Source organism: Isoptericola sediminis (assembly GCF_013085345.1).
Taxonomy (GTDB): domain Bacteria; phylum Actinomycetota; class Actinomycetes; order Actinomycetales; family Cellulomonadaceae; genus Isoptericola; species Isoptericola sediminis.
In genome coordinates this window covers 1-17752 of the sequence record NZ_JABFAJ010000027.1, presented here as the reverse complement: position 1 = coordinate 17752, position 17752 = coordinate 1, and the positions used below count along the sequence as shown (strand labels likewise).

The following is a 17752-nucleotide window of genomic DNA, read 5'->3' as shown; positions in this document are numbered from 1 at the left end:
CGGGGGCGGGACCATGGGCCCGCAGGTCAGGGCCGTTGCACCCTGCCCCCGGGGGCACGGGACCGCGAGTCTGGTGCTGACACCGGGAACCGCCCGGTGCCCAGGACCGGAGTTCCCGGTCGAAGGAGGAGATCGTCATGACCACCGCCTCCGCGCACCAGGCATCGACCCCCACCGTGCGCGAGACCTCGCTCTCACCGGCCGCGGCGTACACGTTCGCCGTCGTCCGGCTGCTGCTCGCCGTCGAGTTCCTCTGGGCCTTCTTCGACAAGACCTTCGGTCTGGGCGTCGCCACGCCCGCCGAGCGGGCCTGGATCTCGGGCGGCTCGCCCACCACCGGGTACCTCAGCAACGCCGAGGGGACGTTCGGCGACTTCTTCAGCTCGCTCGCGAACAACGTCTTCATCGACTGGCTGTTCATGCTCGGGCTGCTCGGCATCGGCCTCGCGCTGCTGCTCGGTATCGGCATGCGTGTCGCCGCCGTCTCCGGCGCGATCCTCATGCTGCTCATGTGGCTCGCCTCGCTGCCGCTGGAGAACAACCCGTTCGTCGACTACCACCTGGTCGACGCCGTCCTCCTGGTCGGCCTGGCCGCCATCCTCGCCGGCGACACGCTCGGTCTCGGCAAGCGCTGGGGCTCCACCGAGCTGGTGCAGCGGTTCCCCTGGCTGCGCTGACGTCGACTGCGTAGCGTAGAGCCATGGGCGAGCCGAGCGTGCGGGTCTTCCTCGTGGACGATCACGAGATCGTCCGTCGCGGTGTCGCCGACCTCATCGAGGCCGAACCGGACCTCGAGGTGGTCGGCGAGGCCGGCACCGCCGCCCAGGCCCTCGCTCGCATCCCCGCTCTCACCCCGGACGTCGTCGTGCTGGACGTGCGCCTGCCCGACGGCGACGGGGTGACCGTGTGCCGGGAGCTGCACTCGCGCATGGACGTGGCCTGCCTCATGCTCACCTCGTTCGACGACGACGAGGCGCTGTTCGACGCGATCATGGCCGGTGCTGCCGGCTACGTGCTCAAGCAGGTCCGCGGGACCGACATCGTCGCCGCGATCCGCACCGTCGCGGCCGGGGGTTCCACGCTCGACCCCCGCACCACCGCCGCGGTGATGCAGCGCATGCGGGCGCAGGACCGCCACGACGACGACCCCTTGTCCGGGCTGACCGAGCAGGAGCAGCGGGTCCTCGCCCTCATCGGGCAGGGGATGACCAACCGGCAGATCGGTGCCGAGCTGTACCTGGCCGAGAAGACCGTGAAGAACTACGTCTCCAGCATCCTGGCCAAGCTGGGGCTGGAACGCCGCGTGCAGGCCGCCGTGCTCGCCACCCGCCTCGAGGACCGGCACTGATCACCGTCTGAGCGGCACCCGCCAGCGCACCGTCGTGCCGCCCGGGCCGGTGTCGACCTCGAACGTCCCCCCGAGCTCGGCCGACCGCTCCTCCATGTTCCGCAGGCCGCTGGGGGCGGCGTCGTCCGGGATGCCACGTCCGTCGTCGCGCACGACGAGCCGGAGCGACTCGATCGCGTCGACCGAGACGTCGACCCGTCCGGCGTGCGCGTGCCGGGCCACGTTCGACAACGCCTCGCGCAGCACGGCCACGAGGTGGTCCGCGACGACCGCCGGCACCACCGTGTCGATCGGGCCGGACATCCGCAGGGCGGGATGGAAACCCAGCGTCCGGGCGGCCGCGTCGCACTCGGCGATGAGCCGGGCCTTGATGCCGGCCCGACGGTCCTGCGCCTCGGGCTGGTGCAGGCCGTGGATGGTGGTGCGGATGAGGCTGATGGTGTCGTCGAGGTCGTCCACGGCGCGTCCCACGCGGTCGGCGTCCTGGTCGAGACCGTCCCGCTCCAGCCGGCGCCCGACCGCCTGCAGGCTCAGCCCGGTGGCGTACAGCCGCTGGATCGCCAGGTCGTGCAGGTCGCGCGCGATGCGGTCGCGGTCGCGGATCACGGCGAGGCGTTCCCCGTCCCGACGACGTTGCGCCAGCTCGAGCGCGACGGCGGTCTGCGCCGCGAAGGCCTGCAGCGAGTCGATGGCGACGCTCGAGAACGGCGGGGTGTGGCGTCGTCGCCCCACGCTGAGGATGCCGATCGTCTCGCCCGGCCCGCCCAGGGGTACCGCGGCCAGCGGGCCGACGACGTCGACCGGCCGGAACGCCGGGGTGGTGCGGTCGTCGGTGGCCGCGTCCGCCGTCGTCACGGGCTGGCCGGAGACGTAGGCGTCGGCGGCGAACGTGCCACGCGTCGGCAGGGCCGTGCCGACCAGGCCGTCGACCCCGGCACCGCAGGCCGAGCGGATGACGAGCTGGTCGGCGTCGTCGGCGCGGATGGCGAGCACGGCCGTGTCGGCCTCCGCCACGTGCATGGCCTCACGGGCGACGACGTCCATCACCGAGTCCGGCGACGAGCCCGAGGCGATCTCCCGGGAGATCTCGTGGTTGCCCCGCGCCCACCGTTCGCGCAACCGTGCCGCGGAGTACAGCCGTGCGTTCTCGACGGCGACGCTGGCCGCGGCCGCGAGCCCCTCGGCCAGGTGCTGGTCGCGGTCGGTGAACTCCCCGCCGCCCCGCTTCTCGGTGAGGTACAGGTTGCCGAAGGGCCGTCCGCGGACCCGCAGGGGGACGCCGAGGAACGACCGCATGGGCGGATGGTGCGGTGGGAACCCGACCGACCGGGGGTCGCCGCGCATGTCGGCCAGGCGGAGCGACTCCGGGTGCCGGACCAGCTCCCCGAGGAGGCCCTTGCCCGTCGGGTAGGGGCCGATCGCGCGGATCTCCTCGGGGGTGAGCCCGACGGTGAGGAACCGCGCGATCCGTTGGTCCTCGCCGAGGATCCCGAGCGCGGCGTACCTCGCGTCGACGACGTCGGACGCCGTCTCCACGAGACGCTGCAGCGTGGTCTCGAGGTCGAGACCCCTCCCGACCGAGACCACGGCCGCGAGCAGGCGGTCCACGTCGTCGTCGTGCACCTGTTCACCGTAGCGGGACCAGTGCTGTCCGGCCCGGGACCTTCGGCCTGCCAGGGGGAGGCGAGAGGCACTGCCGGGCGGCGGTGCGTCCGTGGCCTACTAGGGGCAAGACCAAGGAGGTCGTCATGAAGAGCACACGAGTGATCGTCGGCATCGACGGTTCGATCGCCGGTGAGCAGGCCCTCGACTGGGCGGCCGCCGAAGCCGTACGCCGACAGGGAACCCTGACCGTGGTGAGCGCGTACACCGTTCCGACGACTCCGGCCGAGCCGGGCTTCGGCCTCGGGGAGCAGGCGATCCGCGAGCGGGCGGAGGAGGGGATCTCCCGGGCCGCGGAACGGCTGGTCGAGCTCCGCGAGCACCGGCCCACCGCAGCCCCCGTCGCGGACGAGGTCTCGTGGGAGGTCGTCTCCGGCACGCCGGCCGGCGTGCTCGTGGGCCACACGGGTCCCGAGAGCGTCGTCGTGGTCGGCCAGCGCGGCCTCGGCGGCATCGACCGGGTGGTGCTGGGATCCGTCTCGTCCGCCGTGGCGGCGATGGCGCACGGATCCGTCGTCGTCGTGCCGACCGACCCCGTTGCTCAGCACTCCGTCACCCCGAGCGACAGCGTCGGCCCGATCTGGCGGGTCGTGGCCGCCGTCGACACCGACGAGCAGGCCGACCGCGTGCTGGAGCAGGCGTTCGGGGAGGCCGACTGCGCCGCTGCGCCGCTGCTCGTGGTGCACGCCGTGCACCCGGACTTCATCGCCGGGCCGTACGCCATGGCCAGTGCGCTCTCGCAGGAGTACCGGGACGAGGCCATGAAGGCGATGACGGACATCATGTCGCGCTGGACCGACAAGTTCCCGGACGTCGAGGTGTCGACGGAGGTCGTCACCGGGGTGCCGATCGACGTCCTGCAGCAGCGGCTCAACCGGCACGACCTCGCCGTCGTCGGCGGACGCAAGCACTCGCCGATGGTCGGCCGGGTGCTGGGGTCGATGCCCGACCGGCTGGTGCGGCACGCACCCTGCCCGGTCCTGATCGCCCACGAGTCCGCGTAGGACCCGTGGGACACGTCCCGTCCGGCCGTCTTCCCCCGACGGCCGGGCGGGACGCTGCTGTGTGCGGACCCGGTCGACCAGCGCCGACGTCTCAGTCGTGCAGGATCCGCTGGAACAGGACGTGGTCCTGCCAGGCGCCCGCGATCCGCAGGTAGCGCGGGGCGTAGCCGATCTTCTCGAAGCCGGTCCGGGCGAGCACGCCTTGCGAGTCGTGGTTGTGCGGCAGCGTCGCGGCCTGCAGACGGTGCAGGCCGACGACGTCCCGTGCATGCGTGACGAGCGCCTCGACGGCGGCGGTCATCACGCCGTGTCCCGTGACGGCGCCGGCGAGCCAGTAGCCGAGGTGGGCGTTGCGGAACGGGCCGGCCACGACGTCGCTCAGCGTGACCCGTCCGACGACCTCGCTGTCGCGCGTCAGGACGCACGGGACGGTGCGGCCGGCGCGGTGCGCGGCGAGCTCGTCCGGGACGGTCCGCGCGTGGTGCTCGGGGGTGAAGTACGACTCCGGCCGCTCCGGTTCCCAGGGTTCGAGACGGGTCCGGTCCCGGGTGTACGCCGCGGCCAGGGCGGGTCCGTCGTCGGGGTGCAGCAGGCGGAGCGTCACGCCGGCGGGCAGCGCGACCGGCGCGAGGTCGAGCACGGTCAGTTGTCCTCGGAGCGCAGGCGCGGTTCGGTGCGAAGCTCGGGCCGGACGCCCGCCTTGTCGGCGTAGAAGGCGCGGATCCGGTCCATGTCCATCGTGACCTCGCCGGTCAGCTCCATGGTGGGGCCCAGACCCGTGGTCATCGTCGTCCGGTCGACGTACCCCAGGGTGATGGGCAGGTCCGCCTCGCGGGCGATCCGGTAGAACCCCGACTTCCACCCGTTGCCCGAGCGGGTCCCCTCGGGCGTCACCACGAGGTGGAAGGTCTCCCCGGCCGCGACCCGGTCGACGATGTCGTCGACGACGCGCGACGGGTCCCGGCGGTCCACCGGGATGCCGCCCAGGGCGCGCATGATCGGTCCCCGCCACCCGGTGAACAGGGTGTGCTTGCCCAACCAGCGCACGTCGATCCCGAGCCGCCAGGCGATGGCGAGCATGAGGACGAAGTCCCAGTTGGAGGTGTGCGGGGCGCCGATGAGGATGCCGGTCCGGTCGGGGGCCGGTTCGGTCTTCAGCCGCCACTGGCTGATCCGCCAGTACAGACGCGCGATGCCGCGACGGAGCGAGGTGAGCACGCGACGATCCTACGGCGTGCCACGACCGCCCGTGCGGACGGGTTCGGTGCCATCATCGGCGGTATGGCGAGCGCGGAGCAGGGCTGGTCCGAGGTCGACGCCTACCTGGCCGGCGAGCTCGTGGAGGAGGACGCGGCGCTCGTCGCCGCGCGGGACCGCGGGCGGGAGCGGGGTCTGCCCCCGATCGAGGTCACGGCGACCCAGGGTGCCTTCCTCGCCCTGCTCGCACAGGTCTCCGGTGCCCGGCGGGTGCTGGAGATCGGCACGCTCGCCGGCTACTCCACCATCTGGCTCGCCCGCGCCGTGGGGGGAGCGGGGCACGTGACGACGGTGGAGATCGACCCGCGGCACGCCGAGGTCGCCCGGGAGAACGTCGACCGGGCGGGCGTCGGCCCGCTGGTGCGCATCGAGGTGGGGCGCGCGCTGGACGTCGTGGCGCGGCTCGCCGACCGCGGGGCGGAGCCGTACGACCTCGTGTTCGTCGACGCCGACAAGGCGAACATGCCCGCCTACCTCGAGCTGGCGCTGCGCGTGACGCGGCCCGGCAGCGTCATCGTGGGGGACAACGTGGTCCGCCGGGGAGCCGTCGTCGACCCGGAGGACGACGACCCGGACGTCGTCGGGGTGCGGGGGTTCCTGCACGCCCTGGGGAGCGACCCGCGGCTGACCGCGACCGCACTCCAGACGGTCGGGGCCAAGGGGTGGGACGGGTTCGCGATCGCGCGCGTGACCTGAGCGGTGTGAGGTTCCGGACAGGCCCCGGGGGCGACGGCGGCGGCCGGGCGCACCTGTCAGGGGTGCTGTGGGGGGACACTGGATGACAGCACCGTCCACCACCACTGAGGAGCTCTTCGTGCACCAGGGAACCGTCCGATGGTTCGACGCCGACCGAGGGTTCGGTTTCATCGACCGAGGGAACGACGCCGACGACCTGTTCGTGCACGCGTCCGAGATCGTCGGCGGTGGCACGGGACCGAAGCAGCTCCGCGAGGGGCAGTCCGTCGAGTTCGAGGTGGGCGAGGGTGACCGGGGCCCGCAGGCGCGCCGGGTCCGTGTCACGGGCGACCAGCCTGCCGATGCGCCGCTGGGCGTGCTCGGCACGGTCAACTGGTACGAGCCGACCAAGGGCTACGGCTTCGTCACGCCTGACGGCGGCCGCGGCGAGATCTTCGTCCACAGCTCGGCCATCGTCACCGGCGGCGTGATCACGGAGGGGCAGCGCGTGGCGTTCCTCGTCGTCGAGGGGGAGAAGGGGCCGCAGGCCGACCACCTGCTCCCGCTCGCGGCGGAGGCCGCGAAGCCGGCCTCGGACGGAGCCGACGGCACCGTGTCCTTCTTCGACGAGGCCAAGGGCTTCGGGTTCATCGCTCCCGACGCGGGCGGCGAGGACGTCTTCGTCCACGTCAAGGCGCTCGGCCGGGGGACGTCCGAGCTCTCCGAGGGCGCGCGGGTGACGTTCGACGTCGTCGACGGCGACCGGGGGCCGAACGCCCGCAACGTCCAGGTCGTGCGCGGCGCGGGGAGCGGGCGTGACGTGGCGGGCCGCGGTCGACCGGGCCGTCCGTCCGCATCCCGCGGGCCGGTGCGGGGAGGCGAAGGGACCGTCGCGCGGTACGACGCGGACCGCGGCTTCGGGTTCATCGCGCCCGACGACGGCGGCGAGGACCTGTTCGTCCACGTGTCGGTGGTGCGGGGCGCCGAGATGCTGGAGGAGGGCGACCGGGTCCGGTTCACGGTGCGCCAGAGCGACCGGGGGCCGCAGGCCGACCGCGTCGAGATCGTGTGAGCGCGGCGGCGGGTCCGAGCACCGCCGCCCTGGCCCCGACTCCTCAGCGCCCGCGCAGCTGGTGGAACATCGGGCAGTCGAACGGGTCGCGGGCCTGGAGGCCCACCCGGTTCAGGTACCGCACGACGATGCCGTAGGAGGCCGGCAGGCTCGTCTCCGTGTACGGGATGCCCAGGTGGGCGCAGTGCTCGCGCACGATCTCCCGGGTCCGGGCCAGGTGCGGCCGGGGCATCGAGGGGAACAGGTGGTGCTCGATCTGGAAGTTCAGGCCACCCATGAGGATGGTCATCCACCATCCACCGCGGATGTTGCGTGAGGTCAGCACCTGCTTGGACAGGAAGTCCAGCTTCCTGTCCGCGGGGATCAGCGCCATGCCCTTGTGGTTCGGGGCGAACGAGGCGCCCATGTAGACGCCGAACACGGCCATCTGGACACCGAGGAACGCGAAGGCCAGCCCGACGGGCAGGAACACGAACAGCACCGCGAGGTACAGGCTCAGGCGCAGGCCGATCACCACGAGCTCGTCGATCCGGGCGCGGAGGGTCTCCGGCCCGCCGGTGAACAGCGACCGGATCGAGGTGACGTGCAGGTTCAGCCCCTCGAGGGTGAGCAGCGGGAAGAACAGCCAGCCCTGGTAGCGGTGGATCAGCGCCAGGAAGCCCTTCTGCTCGCGGGCCTGCTCCTCGGTGAAGGCGATGGCGTCCATCGCGATGTCCGGGTCCTTGCCGACCTTGTTCGGGTTGGCGTGGTGGCGGGTGTGCTTGGTCATCCACCACGAGTAGCTGATGCCGGCGACCCCGTTGGCGAGGAGGCGCCCCACGCGGTCGTTGACGGGGCCCGAGGCGAAGACCTGCTTGTGCGCGGCCTCGTGGGCGACGAACGAGAACTGGGTCAGCACGAGGCCCAGGGCGCCGGCCATGAGGAGCTGGAACCAGGAGTCGCCCAGGAGGACGAAGCCCGTGACGACGCCGCCGAGCGCGGCGGTGAGCGCACCCAGCGTCCAGAGGTAGTAGCGGGGTGTCTTGCGCAGCAGCCCGGCGTCCCGCACGGTGCGGGACAGGGCGGCGTAGGTGCTGGTGACAGGGTTGTCGGCGCGCAGTGCGGCGGAGGTCATGGACGTCCTCGTCGTCGGGGGTGTCGACTTCTCAGCCGCGGGCGTGGGGTGATGCTCGTGTGACGAATGCCCCTCACCGTACGGGGTCCTCGGTACCTGCCGGGCACACGACTTGTGAACGAACGGTGCACGTCCGTCCCGTATCAGCGTCGGTGCGGTGTCGCTCCCCACCGGTAGATGGTGCTCGACGTCGCGCCGGGCAACCCGTCGATCGCGTCGGAGTGGATCATGTCCGTGGCCGAGGGCTCGCAGGGCAGCGTGTCAGTGCCTGACCACGACACGCTCGCCGCCCCCGTGGCGTCGGCGGCGAGGGGCTCGTACCGGTGGTTCGTCGAACCGTACAAGCTCCGGTCGCGTGAGATGCACATCGTGGCCTGGATCGTCACCGGCGCCATCACCTACGTCCTGCTCTCCGGGTCCCATGTCGTCCGGCTGCAGGTGGACGACTGGGCGGACGTGATGATCTACGTGCTGCTCAGCCTCGCCGGGCTGTTCGCCGCGGCGCTGTTCTTCGTCAGCTGTGCCGAGCTCCTCTACCGTCGCGAGACCTCCCGCTGGAGACTTCGGTCGAGGGCGGGTCTCTCGGCGGTCTGGTTCCTCCTGTGCGTCGTTGCCCTCGTCACCCTGCTTGTCGAGTCGGCGACACCCCGTGCCGGTGAGCTCGTCTTCTGGACGGCGTGGGACGCCTTCCCGCTCGACGGGCCGGCCACGCTCGGGTGGGAGCAACCGGTGACCGGCTACGAGATGTCGGTCGGCGCCGCGCTGGTCCTGGTCCGAGCGTTCGTGATCTTCGGCGTGCTGGGAGTGCTGGTGAAGATCATCGAGGAACACATGAAAGGGCGGAGGACGGACGTCGCGTCGGCGGAGTCCGCGCGGTCCGGCGCCGAGGTCCCGCAAGAGGACCCGTCCGCTGCATCGCCAGAGGCCGCAACCCGCCCCCGGAGACCGTGGTGGCTGGTGCCCGCCGTCGTCGCCCTGGCGGTCGCCTGGGCCGGGGCAGCGGTGTTCGGCGGTTCCGTGGAGTCGAAGGAGCGCGCTGCGCTCGAGACCTGGGACTGTGTCGACCTCAACGAGCCTGGCGCACCGGAGGCGGCCCTCGAGACGATGACGGTGCTCGACTGCGACGCGCCGCACACGGGGCAGGTCGTCGACTCCGGGGTGTGGCCCGAGCTGGTGCTGGACGGCGCCCCCCGGGAACCGGTCGAGTACCCCGGTGAGTCGGACCTGGCCGAGCGCGCCACCGCATCATGCCGCGAGGACTGGCCGGTCGACGGCGGCTATCGCGTGGAGGTCGTCCCGCTGTATCCCACGGCCGACGAGTGGTACCGGCTCGGCGACCGCGCGCTGGCCTGCCTCGCATACGCGACCGGGGGCTATGCAGGGTCGACCGAGGGCTCCCCGGTCCTCGTCACGGGCTCGTGGGAGGACGAGGGCACCCCGACGCCCGTCGATACCCCGACGGACGGATAGCAGGTCTCCGTGCGCGACCTGTTCCCCTTGTCAGGAGCCGACGTGGCTGGTGGGCTGGAAGCAGGCCGCGTACGAGACACCGGCTCGCGGCCGGGAGGCACGAATGACTGTCGGACCGTGGCACGTCGGACTGGCCGGGATGTCGATCATCGGGGTCTCCTTCGGGTTCGCCCGTTACGGCTACGGACTGTTCGTCCCGGTGTTCGAGGACGAGTTCGGTCTGTCGACCGAGACGCTCGGACTCGTCTCGGGTGGTAGCTACGCGAGCTACCTGCTGGCACTGCTGGCGGGCGGCGTGCTCGCCGCCCGCTTCGGCCCGCGACTGCCCGTGGTCCTGGCCGGGGCGTGCGCGACCGTGGGGATGACGCTCATCGCCCTGGCCCCGCACGCCGGCGTGATGGCGACCGGTGCGCTGCTCGCCAGCACCAGTCCGGGGTGGGCCTGGGCGCCCCTGTCGGACGCCGTCTCCCAGCTGGTCCGCCCGCGGAGCCGGGACCGGGTCCTGTCCGTCGTGAGCACCGGAACCGCCGTCGGGCTGGCCGTGGCCGGACCTGTCGCGCTGGTCGCCGGTGGGTCCTGGCGTCTCGCGTGGATCGTCTTCGCGGCCCTCGCCCTGGGAAGCATGCTGTGGAACGCGCGGCTGCTGCCCACCGAGCCCTACCGGCGGACGGCCACCCGACGTCGGGCCGGTGGGCCGGGCTGGCGGTGGTTCGTCAACGGTGACTCGTGGCCGCTCCTCGCGGTGGCGCTCCTGTTCGGGGTGTCGAGCGCGTTCTACTGGACGTACGCCGCCGATCTGGCCCTGGACCGCGGCCTGCCCGAGTCCACGCGGTCGGTGCTGTGGGCGTGCGTCGGCGTCGTCGGGGTGGTCGGCCTCGTCACGGGCGACCTGGTGAGGCGGTTCGGCCTGCGGCGGATCCTCTTGCTCGCGCTGCTCCTGCTGGCCGGCGCCATCGGGCTGCTCGGGCTGTTCCCGGGAACCTGGTCGGGGGCCGTGGCCTCCGGTGCGCTCTACGGGCCGGGCTTCATGATGATGTCGGCGCTGCTCGCGGTGTGGAGCGGGCACGTCTTTCCCGAGCGACCCTCCGCCGGCTTCAGTGCGACGCTCCTCGCGTTGGCGGTCGGTTCGATCATCGGCCCCGCGGCGCTGGGACTTCTCGCAGGGTCGACGGACATGGCCGTCCAGTTCGTGGTGGCCGCCGCCGTCACGGTGGTGGGCATGGCCTGCGCCGTCCCGGCAACCAGGCGGACCGCGTCGATGTGAGGCGCTTCACCGTCGGCGAACATGTCCTCCGACCTGTGGGAATATCGCCGCTCCGTGCAAGGTTGAGTGAGGCAGACTCAACTTCGTCCCTCTCGACTGGACAGCCGCCGGGCGGCGTCTTACGTTGAGTGCAGACGACTCAACCCCCGCACGAACAAGGAGTGCCAACATGTCCCGAGCTGTCGGAATCGACCTCGGCACCACCAACTCGGTGGTCGCCGTCCTGGAGGGTGGCGAGCCCACCGTCATCGCCAACGCCGAGGGCGCCCGCACGACCCCGTCGGTCGTCGCGTTCTCCAAGACCGGTGAGGTCCTCGTCGGCGAGGTCGCCAAGCGCCAGGCCGTCACCAACGTCGACCGGACGATCTCCTCGGTCAAGCGCCACATGGGCACCGACTGGTCCACCGAGATCGACGACAAGAAGTACACCGCGCAGGAGATCAGCGCCCGCATCCTCGGCAAGCTGAAGCGCGACGCCGAGGAGTACCTCGGTGAGCCCGTCACCGACGCGGTCGTCACCGTCCCGGCGTACTTCAACGACGCCGAGCGTCAGGCCACCAAGGACGCCGGCCAGATCGCCGGCCTGAACGTCCAGCGCATCGTCAACGAGCCGACCGCCGCCGCGCTGGCCTACGGCCTCGACAAGTCCAAGCAGGACGAGCTCATCCTCGTCTTCGACCTCGGTGGCGGCACCTTCGACGTCTCGCTGCTCGAGGTCGGCAAGGACGACGACGACTTCTCCACCATCCAGGTCCGCGCCACCTCCGGCGACAACCGCCTCGGCGGCGACGACTGGGACCAGCGGATCGTCGAGCACCTCATCAAGCAGGTGAAGAACACCGAGGGCGTCGACCTGTCCAAGGACAAGATCGCCCTGCAGCGCCTGCGCGAGGCGGCCGAGCAGGCCAAGAAGGAGCTCTCCTCCGCGACGAGCACCAACATCTCGATGCAGTACCTGTCGATGAGCGAGAACGGCCCCGTCCACCTGGACGAGAAGCTGACCCGCGCGCAGTTCCAGCAGATGACGCAGGACCTGGTCGACCGCACCAAGGAGCCGTTCCACGCCGTCATCCGCGACGCCGGCATCTCCGTCTCGGAGATCGACCACGTCGTCATGGTCGGCGGTTCGACCCGGATGCCGGCCGTCGCCGACGTCGTGCGCGACCTGACCGGCGGCAAGGACCCGAACAAGGGCGTCAACCCGGACGAGGTCGTCGCCGTCGGCGCCGCGCTGCAGGCCGGTGTCATCGGCGGTGAGCGCAAGGACGTGCTGCTCATCGACGTCACCCCGCTCTCCCTCGGTATCGAGACCAAGGGCGGCGTGATGACCAAGCTCATCGAGCGCAACACGGCCATCCCGACCAAGCGCAGCGAGATCTTCTCCACGGCCGAGGACAACCAGCCCTCCGTGGCGATCCAGGTCTTCCAGGGCGAGCGCGAGTTCACCCGGGACAACAAGCCGCTGGGCACCTTCGAGCTCACCGGCATCGCCCCGGCCCCGCGCGGCGTCCCGCAGATCGAGGTCACCTTCGACATCGACGCCAACGGCATCGTGCACGTGTCCGCCAAGGACCGCGGCACCGGTACCGAGCAGTCGATGAAGATCACCGGTGGCTCCGCGCTGCCGCAGGAGGACATCGACCGCATGGTCAAGGACGCCGAGGAGCACGCCGAGGAGGACAAGAAGCGTCGCGAGGAGGCCGAGACCCGCAACCAGGCGGAGTCCTTCGCCTACTCGATGGAGAAGCAGATCGCGGACAACCGCGACAAGCTTCCCGCCGACGTCGTCTCCGAGGTCGAGGGCGACATCGCCGCGGTGAAGACCGCCCTGGAGGGCGAGGACACCGAGGCGATCAAGTCCGCCTACGAGAAGCTCGGTGCCTCCTCGCAGAAGATCGGCGAGGCGCTCTACTCGGCCGAGCAGGCCGCGGGTGCGGACGCCGGCACCGCCGGCACCACGGCGGGCGACGCGCCGTCGTCGGAGTCCGAGAGCTCCGACGAGGACGTCGTCGACGCCGAGATCGTGGACGACGAGGACGAGAAGAAGGACTCCCAGTGACGTCCGACGAGACGCAGGGCACCCCCGAGCCGCCGGAGAACGGCGGCTCGGGGGACTCCCCCTTCCACTTCACGGACAAGCGCAAGGTCGACCCCACCACCGGCGAGAAGCGCGAGACGCCCGAGGGCGGCACCCCCGGGACCGACGAGGCCGCGGCGTCGTCCGGCGAGGGCGACCCCCTGGAGGCGCTCGACTTCGAGCCGGTCGGCGAGGCCGCCGAGGACTCCGAGCTGCTGCAGGCCAAGGCCCAGGCGGCCGAGAACCTCGACGCGCTCCAGCGGGAGCGCGCGAGCTTCACCAACTACCGCAACCGGGCGCTGCGCGACCAGGAGGCCGCGCGGACCCAGGGCACGCAGGACGTGCTCGCGGCGCTGCTGCCCGTGCTCGACGACATCGAGCGGGCCAAGTCGCACGGCGAGCTGTCCGGCCCGATGGCGGCGATCGCGGAGAAGCTCGACGCCTCGCTCGCCAAGTTCGGCATCGAGCGGTTCGGTGCCGTGGGCGAGGAGTTCGACCCGACCGTGCACGAGGCGCTCATGCACAACACGGACGCCGAGGCGACCGCCACCACGGTGAACCTGGTGGTCGAGCCCGGTTACCGCATCGGTGACAAGGTGGTCCGCGCCGCCCGCGTGGGCGTCGTGGGGCCTGAGTGATGTCGTCGGTGGGGCTCGGTCTCGTGCGCTCGAATGATTCGCTCGTACCTCGCTCGGCTCTCGCGCACGAGACCGAGCCCCACCGACCGGCCGTCGCGCGCCGCACGGCTCGAGTGACGGAGAGGCAGAAGGAGGCGTCGTGACCGGCCAGGACTGGATCGAGAAGGACTTCTACGCCGCGCTCGGCGTTCCCAAGGACGCCGACGAGGCGGCCCTGAAGAAGGCGTACCGCAAGCTCGCGCGCCAGTACCACCCGGACCAGAACCCGGGTGACGCCGCCGCCGAGGCGCGCTTCAAGGAGATCGGCGAGGCCTACGCGGTGCTCTCCGACCCCGAGCAGCGGAAGCAGTACGACGCGCTGCGCTCCATGGCCGGCGGCGGTGCCCGGTTCGCCGGAGCTCCCGGTGCGGGTGGCGGCCAGGCCGGGTTCGAGGACATCTTCAGCTCCATGTTCGGCGGCGGTGCCGGCCGGGCGGGCGGCCCCGGCGGCCCCCGGGTCCAGTACCAGCAGACCGGCGGCGGCTTCGAGGACATCCTCGGATCGATGTTCGGCGGGGGCGCGGGTGGGCGCCCGGCCGGGTTCGGCAGGCCCCAGCGCCAGAAGGGCGCCGACGTCGAGACGCGGGCCACGCTGCCCTTCCGCGCGGCGGTCGAGGGCACGACGGTCGAGCTGACCGTCGACGGCCGGAAGATGACCGCGCGGATCCCCGCCGGGGTCCACGACGGCCAGAAGATCCGGCTGCGCGGCAAGGGCCGGCCCGGCATGAACGGCGGCCCGGACGGGGACCTGCTCATCAAGGTGCACGTCGAGTCCCACCCCGTGTACGCGATGGACGGCGCGAACCTGCGCATGACGCTGCCGGTGACCTTCGCCGAGGCGGCGCTCGGCACGACCGTCGAGGTGCCCACGCTGTCGGGCGAGACGGTGCGTCTCAAGGTCGCCGCGGGCACGCCGTCGGGCCGCGTGCTGCGGGTCAAGGGCCGTGGCGTGGCGACGGCGAAGCGCACCGGCGACCTGCTCGTGACGATCCAGGTCGTCGTGCCGCAGAAGCTCAGCAGGTCGGCGAAGCAGGCGCTGGAGGAGTTCGCGGCACAGGTGGACACCGGCGACGTGCGCGCGGAGCTCGGCGCCCAGGCCGCCCAGTAGGCACGCACCGGTAACCTCAGGGCGCGAGGGAGGTCGAGATGGTCACCGACGACGCACCGGTGCTGACGGTCTCGCAGGCCGCGCAGCTGTCCGGCATGCACCCGCAGACGCTGCGCCAGTACGACCGGCTCGGTCTGGTCGTGCCCCGGCGCGCCCGCGGGCGTGGCCGCCGCTACTCGCGGCGGGACGTCGCCCGGTTGCTCGAGGTGCAGCGCCTCGCCCAGGAGGAGGGCATCAACCTCGCCGGGATCAAGCGCATCCTCGACCTCGAGCACCAGGTCGGCCAGCTCGAGCGGCGGCTCTCCGAGCTGGCGGGGCTCATCGCCGCGCGGGACGAGGCCGAGGGTCGCGTCTTCGCCGCCGGCACGGGTGGTGACGTCGTCGCGGTGCCGCTGGGACGCCGCGTGCGACGCTCGGAGCTGCGGCTCGACATCGACCCGCGGCGGGAGCGTGGCGGAGCGCTGGTCCTGTGGCGCCCCTCGCGCGACCGCGGGTGAGGCGACGGCGCCGACCGCGGAATTTGGAAATGCCGTCCTTTCGCAATTCAGGAATCGTTCGGTAAGCCTGCCCTGATCTTTCCAGGTCGCCTTTGGTTTCTCGGCAGGAATGCCGAGACGTGCCTATCATCGAAATGGTTCGGCGATGATCCAGCGACCCGAGGAGCGGCCATGACCACGCTGATGGAGATGCCCGAGGTCACCGAGTGTTCGGTGGAGGGCTGCAGCTACAACCACGACCACGACTGCCACGCGGGTGCCGTCACGATCGCCGGGGTCCCCGGTGACGCCGCCTGCGCCACGTTCATCCCGCTCGGCACCAAGGGCGGGCTCGACAAGGTCGTCGCGCACGTCGGCGCCTGCCAGCGCATCGACTGCGTCCACAACAAGGACCTCGAGTGCGGCGCCTCGGCGATCCGCGTCGGGTCCGGTCCCCAGGACGACCACCACGCCGACTGCCTCACCTTCACGCAGGCCTGAGCACGGCGCCCAGCACGACGAGGGCCCCGGACGGATGATCCGTCCGGGGCCCTTCGTGTCGCGGTGCGGGCCGTCAGCGCCGCAGGTGCTCGAGGAGGTCGAGCGCCGCCTCGTGGTCACGGGGCAGCCGCTCCATCCACACCCGGACCGGCCGACGCATCGTCTCGGAGACCCCGAGGATCTGGGCGTTCCGCTCGATGATGCGACGCACGCCCTGGGACAGGCGCGGGATGTCCGCCGAGCGCTCGCACAGCACGGCGAAGACGCCGTCGCTGAGGGACGCCATCGGGTGCCCGCCGCCGAACACCTGGTCCAGGGTCCGCCCCACCGAGGCGGCGCGTGCCATGCGTTGCCAGGGGTCCAGCGCCTCGACGGCCACGTCCACCACGACCAGGCAGTGGGACTCGGTCGCCTCGACGCCGTCGCGTTCCGCCCGTCCGTAGGTCTCGCGCAGCCGCTCGCCCAGGTAGTCCGCCGTCGGCAGGCCGGTCGCGGGATCACGGACACCGCTCAGCGCGGGCCGGCGCTCCCGGCCCAGCGCCCAGCCCAGGGCCGATCCGCGGACCGCGTCGACGTCGACCGGTGAGCCCACCGTCCGGAACAGGCAGGCGACGTCCTCCAGCGTCTCGTCCAGGGAGATGCCGGCGGCGCTGCGGGCGTTGCCCAGCCGGTGCGCGGGGGCCTCGGGCGAGCGGCCCTCGATGATGGCCTCGACGACCGCGTCCACGGCCGGATGGTACCAGTCGCCCGGGCGCAGCCAGACCTCGGTCAGGCTCGTGGTGCGCCAGCGTTCGCGCGTGGCGACGGCGACGGTGTCGCCGGGCGGCAGGCTCATGCTGATGTGACTCTCATGGCCCCCCACTATGACGCAGAAACCCGCGACGTGTGCGGGTGAAACCGGTCCGGATTCACCCACCCGGCCGGGCGGCGACGTGCACGGGGTGCGGCTAGAGTGTGACCGTCCCGTGTCGACGCGGGTGCAGAGGCGGACAACCGGGCGAGAAGCGGACCAGCGTGACCGACGTCTACGTGGGATCGGACGGATCAGCTCCCAGCGACGGCGAGCTGATCCTTGAGGTGCGCGGAGGCAGCCTCGAGGCCTACGGCGCCCTCTACGCACGGCACAGCGGCGCCGCCCGGGTCCTGGCGCGCCAGTACGTGCGGTGCGACGGCGACGCCGACGACGTGGTCTCCGACGCCTTCCAACGTGTCCTCGGCGTGCTGCAGCAGGGCCACGGACCGGACACCCACTTCCGCGCGTACCTGTTCACCGTCGTGCGCCGTCTCGCCGCGGACCTCGCCCACGGCGCGCGCCGCACCCGGCCCACCGACGACGACGGGACCTTCGAGGACGCGATGGGTCCCTCCTCGTCCCCCGAGGACCCCGCGCTGGCCGGGTTCGAGAGCTCCGTGGTCGCCCGCGCCTACGACGGGCTTCCTGAGCGCTGGCAGGCCGTGCTCTGGTACACGGAGGTCGAGGAGCTCTCACCCGCCCAGGTGGCGCCCATCCTCGGGCTCACACCGAACGGCGTCTCGGCCCTGGCCTACCGCGCCCGGGAGGGGCTGCGGGTCGGCTACCTGCAGCAGCACCTCTGCGGCGACCCCGCCGACTCCTGCCGGGCGGTGAACCCCCTCCTCGGTGGCTACGTGCGCGGCGGGCTCGCACGCCGTGAGGTCGCCAAGGTCGACCGTCATCTCGAGGTGTGCCAGGACTGCCGGACCCTCGTGCTCGAGCTCGGCGACGTCGCCCACGGCATGCGCGCCGTCGTCGCGCCCCTCATCGTCGGCCTCGCCGGGGCCGCGATCCTCGGTGCGCTCCCGCTGGGCACCGCGACGATCGGCGCGGGCGCGGCGGCGGGTGCCGGCGTGGGAGCCGGTGCCGGGGGTGCGGGAGCGACGGCCGGGACCGTGGGGACCGGGGCGACGGCCGGGAGCGCGGGCGCCACGGCCGCCGGGGCCTCGACCGTTGCCGGGACCTCCACGGCCACCGGTGCGGGTGGGGCCGCGGCCGCGGGCGGGGCCGGAGCGGCCGGCGCCGGAGCGGCCG

At 72.2% G+C, this 17752-nt stretch carries 18 protein-coding genes; 13 read left to right on the top strand and 5 right to left on the bottom strand.

Features of this window, described 5'->3' with window-relative positions:
• Positions 1 to 137: 137 nt before the first annotated feature.
• Positions 138 to 677 (top strand): DoxX family membrane protein, encoded by a 540-nt coding sequence (locus HLI28_RS14960; RefSeq protein ID WP_171248378.1) that lies wholly within the window; start codon positions 138 to 140, stop codon positions 675 to 677.
• A 23-nt stretch (positions 678 to 700) separates the two neighbouring features.
• On the top strand, positions 701 to 1348 hold the full coding sequence (locus HLI28_RS14955; protein ID WP_171248377.1) for a response regulator: 648 nt from the start codon (positions 701 to 703) through the stop codon (positions 1346 to 1348).
• On the opposite strand, the gene HLI28_RS14950 is transcribed toward HLI28_RS14955, so the two are convergent.
• The gene (locus HLI28_RS14950) at positions 1349 to 2971 is read right to left on the bottom strand and encodes a sensor histidine kinase (RefSeq protein WP_343035863.1); all 1623 of its coding nucleotides are present in this window, start codon (positions 2969 to 2971) and stop codon (positions 1349 to 1351) included.
• 125 nt (positions 2972 to 3096) lie between these two features.
• Between HLI28_RS14950 and HLI28_RS14945 the strand changes: the two genes are divergently transcribed.
• Positions 3097 to 4014, top strand: a complete 918-nt coding sequence (locus HLI28_RS14945) for a universal stress protein (protein WP_171248376.1) — start codon at positions 3097 to 3099, stop codon at positions 4012 to 4014.
• A gap of 91 nt (positions 4015 to 4105) precedes the next feature.
• On the opposite strand, the gene HLI28_RS14940 is transcribed toward HLI28_RS14945, so the two are convergent.
• Complete coding sequence (locus HLI28_RS14940) at positions 4106 to 4654, bottom strand: GNAT family N-acetyltransferase (protein WP_171248375.1); 549 nt, start codon at positions 4652 to 4654, stop codon at positions 4106 to 4108.
• Between the two features lie 2 nt (positions 4655 to 4656).
• Entirely contained in the window at positions 4657 to 5232 is a 576-nt protein-coding gene (locus HLI28_RS14935) for a 1-acyl-sn-glycerol-3-phosphate acyltransferase (RefSeq protein ID WP_171248374.1), read from the bottom strand.
• A 63-nt stretch (positions 5233 to 5295) separates the two neighbouring features.
• Between HLI28_RS14935 and HLI28_RS14930 the strand changes: the two genes are divergently transcribed.
• Together HLI28_RS14930 and HLI28_RS15830 are read left to right on the top strand one after the other, a co-directional pair.
• A complete protein-coding gene (locus tag HLI28_RS14930) occupies positions 5296 to 5967 on the top strand; it encodes an O-methyltransferase (protein ID WP_171248373.1) in 672 nt (223 codons plus the stop codon).
• 82 nt (positions 5968 to 6049) lie between these two features.
• Positions 6050 to 7018, top strand: a complete 969-nt coding sequence (locus HLI28_RS15830; RefSeq protein WP_171248372.1) for a cold-shock protein — start codon at positions 6050 to 6052, stop codon at positions 7016 to 7018.
• A 43-nt stretch (positions 7019 to 7061) separates the two neighbouring features.
• On the opposite strand, the gene HLI28_RS14920 is transcribed toward HLI28_RS15830, so the two are convergent.
• Positions 7062 to 8132: a fatty acid desaturase family protein gene (locus tag HLI28_RS14920; RefSeq protein WP_171248371.1), complete on the bottom strand. Its 1071-nt coding sequence runs from the start codon at positions 8130 to 8132 to the stop codon at positions 7062 to 7064.
• 177 nt (positions 8133 to 8309) lie between these two features.
• On the opposite strand from HLI28_RS14920, the gene HLI28_RS14915 reads away from it, so the two are divergent.
• From HLI28_RS14915 to HLI28_RS14885, 7 genes are all read left to right on the top strand, one after another.
• Positions 8310 to 9602: a hypothetical protein gene (locus HLI28_RS14915; RefSeq protein ID WP_171248370.1), complete on the top strand. Its 1293-nt coding sequence runs from the start codon at positions 8310 to 8312 to the stop codon at positions 9600 to 9602.
• Positions 9603 to 9705: 103 nt separating this feature from the next.
• Entirely contained in the window at positions 9706 to 10866 is a 1161-nt protein-coding gene (locus HLI28_RS14910) for an MFS transporter (protein WP_171248369.1), read from the top strand.
• A gap of 169 nt (positions 10867 to 11035) precedes the next feature.
• Entirely contained in the window at positions 11036 to 12925 is a 1890-nt protein-coding gene (gene dnaK / locus HLI28_RS14905) for a molecular chaperone DnaK (RefSeq protein WP_171248368.1), read from the top strand.
• Positions 12922 to 13581, top strand: coding sequence for a nucleotide exchange factor GrpE (grpE, locus tag HLI28_RS14900; protein WP_171248367.1), 660 nt, complete (start codon positions 12922 to 12924; stop codon positions 13579 to 13581). Before dnaK ends, grpE begins: the two co-directional genes overlap by 4 nt.
• Before the next feature lie 139 nt (positions 13582 to 13720).
• Positions 13721 to 14728, top strand: coding sequence for a DnaJ C-terminal domain-containing protein (locus HLI28_RS14895; protein WP_171248366.1), 1008 nt, complete (start codon positions 13721 to 13723; stop codon positions 14726 to 14728).
• 38 nt (positions 14729 to 14766) lie between these two features.
• Positions 14767 to 15225: a heat shock protein transcriptional repressor HspR gene (locus tag HLI28_RS14890; RefSeq protein ID WP_171248365.1), complete on the top strand. Its 459-nt coding sequence runs from the start codon at positions 14767 to 14769 to the stop codon at positions 15223 to 15225.
• A 171-nt stretch (positions 15226 to 15396) separates the two neighbouring features.
• A complete protein-coding gene (locus HLI28_RS14885; RefSeq protein ID WP_171248364.1) occupies positions 15397 to 15705 on the top strand; it encodes a DUF1540 domain-containing protein in 309 nt (102 codons plus the stop codon).
• Positions 15706 to 15778: 73 nt separating this feature from the next.
• On the opposite strand, the gene HLI28_RS14880 is transcribed toward HLI28_RS14885, so the two are convergent.
• Positions 15779 to 16540, bottom strand: a complete 762-nt coding sequence (locus HLI28_RS14880; RefSeq protein ID WP_171248363.1) for a hypothetical protein — start codon at positions 16538 to 16540, stop codon at positions 15779 to 15781.
• Between the two features lie 179 nt (positions 16541 to 16719).
• Here HLI28_RS14880 and HLI28_RS14875 point away from each other — a divergent pair.
• A partial coding sequence (locus HLI28_RS14875; RefSeq protein ID WP_171248362.1) for a sigma-70 family RNA polymerase sigma factor occupies positions 16720 to 17752 on the top strand: 1033 nt, incomplete at its 3' end.

Coding starts and splice junctions, on each gene's coding strand:
- HLI28_RS14915 (WP_171248370.1), top strand. CDS start 8,310: ATGGTGCTCGACGTCGCGCCGGGCAACCCGTCGATCGCGTCGGAGTGG.
- HLI28_RS15830 (WP_171248372.1), top strand. CDS start 6,050: ATGACAGCACCGTCCACCACCACTGAGGAGCTCTTCGTGCACCAGGGA.
- HLI28_RS14955 (WP_171248377.1), top strand. CDS start 701: ATGGGCGAGCCGAGCGTGCGGGTCTTCCTCGTGGACGATCACGAGATC.
- HLI28_RS14885 (WP_171248364.1), top strand. CDS start 15,397: ATGACCACGCTGATGGAGATGCCCGAGGTCACCGAGTGTTCGGTGGAG.
- HLI28_RS14880 (WP_171248363.1), bottom strand. CDS start 16,540: ATGAGCCTGCCGCCCGGCGACACCGTCGCCGTCGCCACGCGCGAACGC.
- HLI28_RS14930 (WP_171248373.1), top strand. CDS start 5,296: ATGGCGAGCGCGGAGCAGGGCTGGTCCGAGGTCGACGCCTACCTGGCC.
- HLI28_RS14945 (WP_171248376.1), top strand. CDS start 3,097: ATGAAGAGCACACGAGTGATCGTCGGCATCGACGGTTCGATCGCCGGT.
- HLI28_RS14910 (WP_171248369.1), top strand. CDS start 9,706: ATGACTGTCGGACCGTGGCACGTCGGACTGGCCGGGATGTCGATCATC.
- HLI28_RS14920 (WP_171248371.1), bottom strand. CDS start 8,132: ATGACCTCCGCCGCACTGCGCGCCGACAACCCTGTCACCAGCACCTAC.
- dnaK (WP_171248368.1), top strand. CDS start 11,036: ATGTCCCGAGCTGTCGGAATCGACCTCGGCACCACCAACTCGGTGGTC.
- HLI28_RS14890 (WP_171248365.1), top strand. CDS start 14,767: ATGGTCACCGACGACGCACCGGTGCTGACGGTCTCGCAGGCCGCGCAG.
- HLI28_RS14960 (WP_171248378.1), top strand. CDS start 138: ATGACCACCGCCTCCGCGCACCAGGCATCGACCCCCACCGTGCGCGAG.